This is a genomic window from Vibrio sp. Vb1554 (assembly GCF_033344235.1).
In genome coordinates, this window is sequence record NZ_JAWPOJ010000062.1 from 1 (window position 1) to 5,793 (window position 5,793).

General features: G+C 46.2%; 7 protein-coding genes. 3 read left to right on the forward strand and 4 right to left on the reverse strand.

The window, feature by feature from the left end; genetic code table 11:
• Positions 1 to 100: 100 nt before the first annotated feature.
• Positions 101 to 859, reverse strand: coding sequence for a transposase (locus R8N28_RS23425; RefSeq protein ID WP_257888047.1), 759 nt, complete (start codon positions 857 to 859; stop codon positions 101 to 103).
• Positions 860 to 1,241: 382 nt separating this feature from the next.
• Positions 1,242 to 1,565 (reverse strand): hypothetical protein, encoded by a 324-nt coding sequence (locus R8N28_RS23430; protein WP_257888048.1) that lies wholly within the window; start codon positions 1,563 to 1,565, stop codon positions 1,242 to 1,244.
• Positions 1,566 to 1,781: 216 nt separating this feature from the next.
• Between R8N28_RS23430 and R8N28_RS23435 the strand changes: the two genes are divergently transcribed.
• From R8N28_RS23435 to R8N28_RS23445, 3 genes are read left to right on the forward strand one after another with little or no spacing between them, the layout of a single operon-like run.
• Positions 1,782 to 2,627: a hypothetical protein gene (locus tag R8N28_RS23435; protein WP_318183467.1), complete on the forward strand. Its 846-nt coding sequence runs from the start codon at positions 1,782 to 1,784 to the stop codon at positions 2,625 to 2,627.
• 16 nt (positions 2,628 to 2,643) lie between these two features.
• On the forward strand, positions 2,644 to 3,006 hold the full coding sequence (locus tag R8N28_RS23440) for a hypothetical protein (RefSeq protein WP_318113922.1): 363 nt from the start codon (positions 2,644 to 2,646) through the stop codon (positions 3,004 to 3,006).
• Positions 2,999 to 3,361, forward strand: a complete 363-nt coding sequence (locus R8N28_RS23445) for a hypothetical protein (RefSeq protein WP_318113921.1) — start codon at positions 2,999 to 3,001, stop codon at positions 3,359 to 3,361. The genes R8N28_RS23440 and R8N28_RS23445 overlap by 8 nt, the downstream gene beginning before the upstream one ends.
• A gap of 176 nt (positions 3,362 to 3,537) precedes the next feature.
• Here the strand turns inward: R8N28_RS23445 and R8N28_RS23450 are convergent, their stop codons facing one another.
• Both R8N28_RS23450 and R8N28_RS23455 read right to left on the reverse strand, forming a co-directional pair.
• The gene (locus tag R8N28_RS23450) at positions 3,538 to 3,813 is read right to left on the reverse strand and encodes a hypothetical protein (protein ID WP_258512654.1); all 276 of its coding nucleotides are present in this window, start codon (positions 3,811 to 3,813) and stop codon (positions 3,538 to 3,540) included.
• 5 nt (positions 3,814 to 3,818) lie between these two features.
• On the reverse strand, positions 3,819 to 4,784 hold the full coding sequence (locus R8N28_RS23455; protein ID WP_318113920.1) for an integrase domain-containing protein: 966 nt from the start codon (positions 4,782 to 4,784) through the stop codon (positions 3,819 to 3,821).
• Between the last annotated feature and the right edge of the window lie 1,009 nt (positions 4,785 to 5,793).

Sequence of the window (5,793 nt, forward strand, 5' to 3'; positions counted from 1 at the left end):
AGAGGCTACGGGCGGTTCCTCTTGATATTTAGGGGCTTTCTTTCTGCTCATAACAAACAGGATGAAGCACTGGAATGCTCACTCAATAGCCAAAAATGGATCAAGTGCTGAGTGTCACACTTTTTCTGTCAATAGGGGCTTGGTGAACACTTACGAAACGGTCAATGACCAACTTAGCCTTCGGGGCATGCTGTTTTACCGAAGCGATGTATGCCTGTCCCATATCGGTGGCGACGGCTTCAATCGGTTTTTTACAACGCGGCTTCCGTTTCCAAAAGCCGTTAAGGCTTTCGGCCTTCTTTCCTTTCTCTGTATAAATGACGGCACTTGTCTTCATATCAATCACAACCGTCATGAAGCCACTTTTTGAGCCACAGTAAATCTCATCAATTCCAATGTGAGTGACGTTTTTAAGACAAGGTTGAGAGTATCGCTTTTGCAGGTAATGCTTCTGAATATCTTTCACTGTATCCCAACAGACACCACATAGCTTGGCAATGGCATTGATGGTGACGTTCAAGGCTGACAGCGAGAGAACATACTGTTCAAAGCCCTTTGTGTAACGCACCTTGGGACGAGGAACAAAATTAAGCGGCAAATACCCGAGTGTATTACAGGCTCGGCATTCAATCCGCTGGTTTGCTATCTGGATGTAACAGGGGCTAGTGCCAATTGGCGTAGCGATGAAACGGCGAACCTTACCACCTTTTTTTATGACATCACGACTACGACATGATGGACATTTAATATGAGGATTGTGTGCTACGTGAAAGATGGTCGCGTCACCATCAAACTCTGTAGAGCAATAATGGAAAGGGCCGCGTATTCCAAAGCGATGGTAAAGAAGTGAAGTTGACATTAACTGGCTATTTTTGGCGATATGGTATCAGAAAAGCCATTCAGGTATCGATTTTCCGGATGAACCGTCTTTTCTTTCTGTTCCAAGACTAAGCCAATTTTTTTGACTATAACTGTTTGGTTCATAAGTCTGTCCTTAGTTGAAAGGCCGCGGCGCTAAAGTTTTCAGTTGATTTCAGTTCATTTCGTCGACGATTATTATGGTATCTGTGCCAGCTGAATAATTAGCACTCTGGAACTGTCCAAGCAGGGCTATTTGACGGTGATTTTAAGAGTGAGGTGGGATGATTTGGGGGAATGGCTATTACATAACCATAAAGTGATACGCTTTCACATGTGAAAGTGGGAGTCACGCAGTAGCGGTAACTCCTTTTGGTTATGCTTTAATCACAGTGGTGGTCTTGCTTGATTGTTCTGTATAGTTGCTTCGCTTTTTCTTGGTCGGGCGTTGTAATAAGAAATATCTTATTTTCAGTTCTTGAATAGAGTGCTCGTGGCCCGCGATAGACATTCAACATAGCTCTGAGCATGATTTTATGAGCATTCAAATCTTTATTTTTCAATATCTCATCTAGTGCGTCACCCGATGTCACCAAGACTTGGTTGTCATACTCGATATTGACCTCACCAACCAACAGGCTTCCAGATCCGATAGCTATTTGGTTTTTGAGTTCTTTGATTGCATCTTCAATAGTGATAATTTTCATTTTGTCCTCCAGGTAAATCTATTGTCATTTTTTCATATCTGATGACGTCTGCTTAGCTATCAAGTTGCCCTTCTAAGGCACACACACTTGTTTATGGCGGGCTTATCTTTGTTCTGACGTAAAATATTAAAAAAAATAAATAAGTATTTGTTTTGGGGTTGCGTTATTAGCTTTTCATGAGACGCTGGATATATACAAATAAATGGAGATATCGAGATGAATAAGCTTTTTAGCGCAATCGCGTTGACGACTTGCTTGGCAATCACAGGCTGCGTTTCAACTTCAGAGCCTGCTGTTTACGACAGTAGTCACAGCCGTGCTTACAATATTGCACAGGCTGGTGGTTTATATGATGTAAAAGACAAGAAAGTCCCGCGAGCTGACTATGAATCGCTGAGCTTCGCTGGTGATGCAACAGCAAACACGCTACTTTTTACTTCGTCAGCGGGCTTGGGCATGAGCCTTTCAGAAGGCTTCGGTATCGGCTTGCTCACTGCTGCTCTGGAAAACCCAGATCCAGCCCAACGCAATAGCATCGTAGCTTGGATGCCACAATCTGAAGCCGAATCGCCAGAACAGGCTCAGAAGCTGCTGCTTGAGCAGGTGATGCAAGCGATGTCGGAAACTTTAAATGAGCTTGGTGCTGGCTATGAAAAAACATCAGCCACCGATGATGAAATCACTGAGTTTTACTTCTATAGCGATGAGTTAGGATGTCCAAAATATGAACAGGGCATGACCAACCGCGATCTTTGCTACATGCGGGCGCAGATCATTGAGCCTTACCTCCACGTTAGCCCTGAGTTCGTCGAGAGCAGCACTCAAGCCTACACTTTCAGTTCCAATCACAAGTATCGCTATCATAGATTCCGTGTTACGGCTGGAAAAACCGCAACTCTTCCATTGGAGCAAATCTATGCTTCAGTCAGCAAAAAGTTGCCTGAGTGGGCCTATCTATACATCGCGTCTGGCAACTTACAGTTCGGTGAGCAAAGCGTAACCGCGCCTTACCTGCTTGAGCAAGGTCAGCCTCATCTGTTCATCACTCAAGATGACTCCTGAGTAAGAGGCCAAGCTGATGATGACATTAACGACATTTTCCGAGAAACAATCTGACTCACAAGCATATGTATACTGGCGTGTTGGCACCAAGCGAGGCGGCATTCTTGACGTAACTTTAGGGTTTGAGCATAGCGACAGTGCGTTGATTGCGGAGCTGTATGCCATCCAACATTTGCTCTTTGTTTTGAAAGTTCTTGGCCGTGAGCCGGGTTCTGGCAACGGTTGTCGTTTGACTGTATCGAAAGGTGCAATCAAAAAGCTTGCTCTTGGGCGTTCCGATAAAAAATATGCCTTTAAATATTCGGCCTTCCTGCGAAATCGTATGGTTGGTGTCACCATCGAGGTTTCACGGTCGCAGGTTTTTTTTACCAGTGATTGACGATACTCCAATAGTGGATCTTGCTGTTGGTTCGCACGATGGGCTCTGTGAGCTTCAGACCATTATTACGCCAGCGATGGGCAAGGTGAGAATTACCAAACATGCTGTCGAGCAGTATTTATCGCGACTCAACTCAGGTAAGCCTAAGAGTCCTTGGCTTTCGCTGGTTAAGCGTTTACAGCATCCTAAGTTATGCCTCTCCTTCTTGACGGACAAGGTTCGCCAGCATAAGGCTCAAAAGTACGGCACCGCTGATAACATTGAGGAGTGGCGGCATCCTGACGATGAATTTCGCTTCCTTGTGTTAAAAAACGGGGATACTCGCACATTAGTGACCAGCTACCCTCGCTGTTGATGGTGGGCTCCGACTTTCACATGTGAAAGTCGGAGGCTAAGTAAATGCTGATTGTTTTTCGCGGCCAGCTACCTCGTTTTCAGTGGCCTTAGGTCACTAAAGTAATTACATTTTATCTGGGGTCATTGGTAATAGCGCACTCTGTAGTTGCCCATTCTGGGCGCAATCCTGTTGTTTTAATGCTTTGGTGGTTCACCGCTTCTGCCAAGCAACTTCCATAGCAGGCAAAATGCGTAAAAATGATCTCTCAGTGTTGTTTCGCTAAGCTCTTCTCGTCGATGGTAGTAACGGTGGATATGTGCCCGGCCAACCTGGGCTGGCTGTTTTACACCATGCTCGTTAGCCGCAATATCTTCCAGTGCCGTTATCAGCCGCTTAACCATATTTCGTCGCGCAATCTTACCGCCGTGACGCACATATTCGTGGCATCGTTGTTTGACCCATCGTTCCATAATCTTCAGCCCAAATAATTGTTTGTTACGTCAATACGACCGTGACCCAGTTCTCTTGCTACTTGAGTACGGATCTCTTTATCCAATGCCCTCGCATGTGAAACGCTGATCTTCAGTTTTTCAGCAAGGTATTGATGGTGAGGCCTACCGTGACCAACTTCCGCTCGAACTGGGCATTCAGCTCGCATCAGTGTCAGGTAGCGCTCTTGAGCATAATGGTGGCGCTCTCCATGAAAATTTACCGGTAAACGGGCGGCTTCTTTATAAGCGTCTTGACGAAATTCTTTATAGGTCTGGTGAGCAGGGATCAGGCTTCTACCATCTTGAATTGCAGCCGCTCGTTGTAAAATTTCTACTTGTTGCTGAGAGAGGATGGGCACGCAACGGTGGCGTCCTCCCTTTGTGCCATCTTTAATATCAATTACAGACTTTGTTGTCGCTTGTTTAAGCGCGGCTTCAGCATTTAACTTGGCTGACTCTTCAAATCGCAATCCAAGTTCCCGTTGCAGATCCAGCAGCACGCCAATTCGGTCCGACGCAGCTGAGATTGCCAGATTATGAAGCTCAGGCGTGGCACTTCGGCTTTGTTCACAAACCCCGGTTCTGGTTGGTAAGCCGCCTTCACGCACCGGATCTACCCGCACTTGATTATCTCCTCTGGCGATCTCCATCACCCGATTAACTGCACTCATGTAGTTTTGTGCAGTCGCCGGTGAGATCTGGTCACGCTCAAAGCGATCTCGCAAATGCGCAGCATATTGTTGTAGGTGATGAGTCTCCAGCTTGCGCATGTCTTTTATCTCAAGCTCCGATTTGGCCCATGTCGCAAACACCCGCCATCGATCATGGAGTGTTTCTCGTGTTTGAAAACTTTGCACATCTTCCTTTAGCGCATTTAACCCAGCTCGGATCATATCCCTGTTTTGTAAGCCAAAATTGTAAGCGTCTGGATTTGCTCGTTCGCACCTCATTGCTCTCGTCCCTCAGGTTATTCAACTAGCGGCCATGCTTTTCATCATTGATTGGTAAGTGATAAGGCAGTTTTTCTAACAGCTCTGCTTGCTGCTTGGCCTCCGAGATCTTGCTCGGCACATAGGGTAGATAAGCCCGATACCCACGGTTTTAGTTACTGATAAACAGTTACGAATGAACATCGCTATGGAGAAAGCAACTCGTTCAACTACCTGGTTCGTTGCATCGATGCGTTGTACCGGTAGCAGATCCGGCTAATGTCATCGTCTTTGTTTCCTTGTATTGATGGAAGGAACCTGAGATAAGCAGGATTTTTCGTGCATTTTCGTGCGCGGTGCGAAAGCCCTGACGCATTGAGCTTCAAGGCTTCCGTCGGGGGTAGCTACCCCCGTCTCTGTTCCCTGACGGTAAACAGAGACGGGGGCGAAGCATCAGCTCCGCAACAATAGCAACATCAGTTGCAGGTTGTTGCTCAGGAGGAGATCGAGCATTTTTGACTGGCTCAGGAGGGAGCCTTGAAGCTGAGACCTTTGGCTGGTCGCAGGTAAGAAGCATTGTGCTGCGCAAAACGCATACAGCAGCAATGCAGCAGCACAACGCTGCACACAATAAGAATAGAAACATGATGTTTCCTCCGTTCTGTTAGATTTCAGGCGGAGGAGTGCCCTATCGGGGGTCACATCCCCCAGATGGGTTAACTATGTAGAGCCATTCGGCTGTAAGTATTTTGAAGTGGTTTATGCTATTTCTTGGTAACGATGACTAGCTATCAGCGACCGACTTTGGGCGGTATTCCATCTTTTATGATAGTTTGGTTAGTCTGTGTGTCAACTGCTATCAAAAGAGGCTTTTTAGGTTGCTTTTCGACGTAATTTTCAGTCCTTTCGTCACAACTATTAATCCAAAAGCAACTTTTCGATGGCTTTCAAACGGTAACTCTTCACCCGCGAGCTATTGACTGTGGTTTACGCTAGGAATGCTGGCACCTGATAATTCACTTTAAGCATG

Excerpts from the sequence above, each read along its gene's own strand:
- R8N28_RS23425 (WP_257888047.1), bottom strand. The coding sequence starts at position 859 with ATGTCAACTTCACTTCTTTACCATCGCTTTGGAATACGCGGCCCTTTC.
- R8N28_RS23430 (WP_257888048.1), bottom strand. The coding sequence starts at position 1,565 with ATGAAAATTATCACTATTGAAGATGCAATCAAAGAACTCAAAAACCAA.
- R8N28_RS23435 (WP_318183467.1), top strand. The coding sequence starts at position 1,782 with ATGAATAAGCTTTTTAGCGCAATCGCGTTGACGACTTGCTTGGCAATC.
- R8N28_RS23440 (WP_318113922.1), top strand. The coding sequence starts at position 2,644 with ATGATGACATTAACGACATTTTCCGAGAAACAATCTGACTCACAAGCA.
- R8N28_RS23450 (WP_258512654.1), bottom strand. The coding sequence starts at position 3,813 with ATGGAACGATGGGTCAAACAACGATGCCACGAATATGTGCGTCACGGC.
- R8N28_RS23455 (WP_318113920.1), bottom strand. The coding sequence starts at position 4,784 with ATGAGGTGCGAACGAGCAAATCCAGACGCTTACAATTTTGGCTTACAA.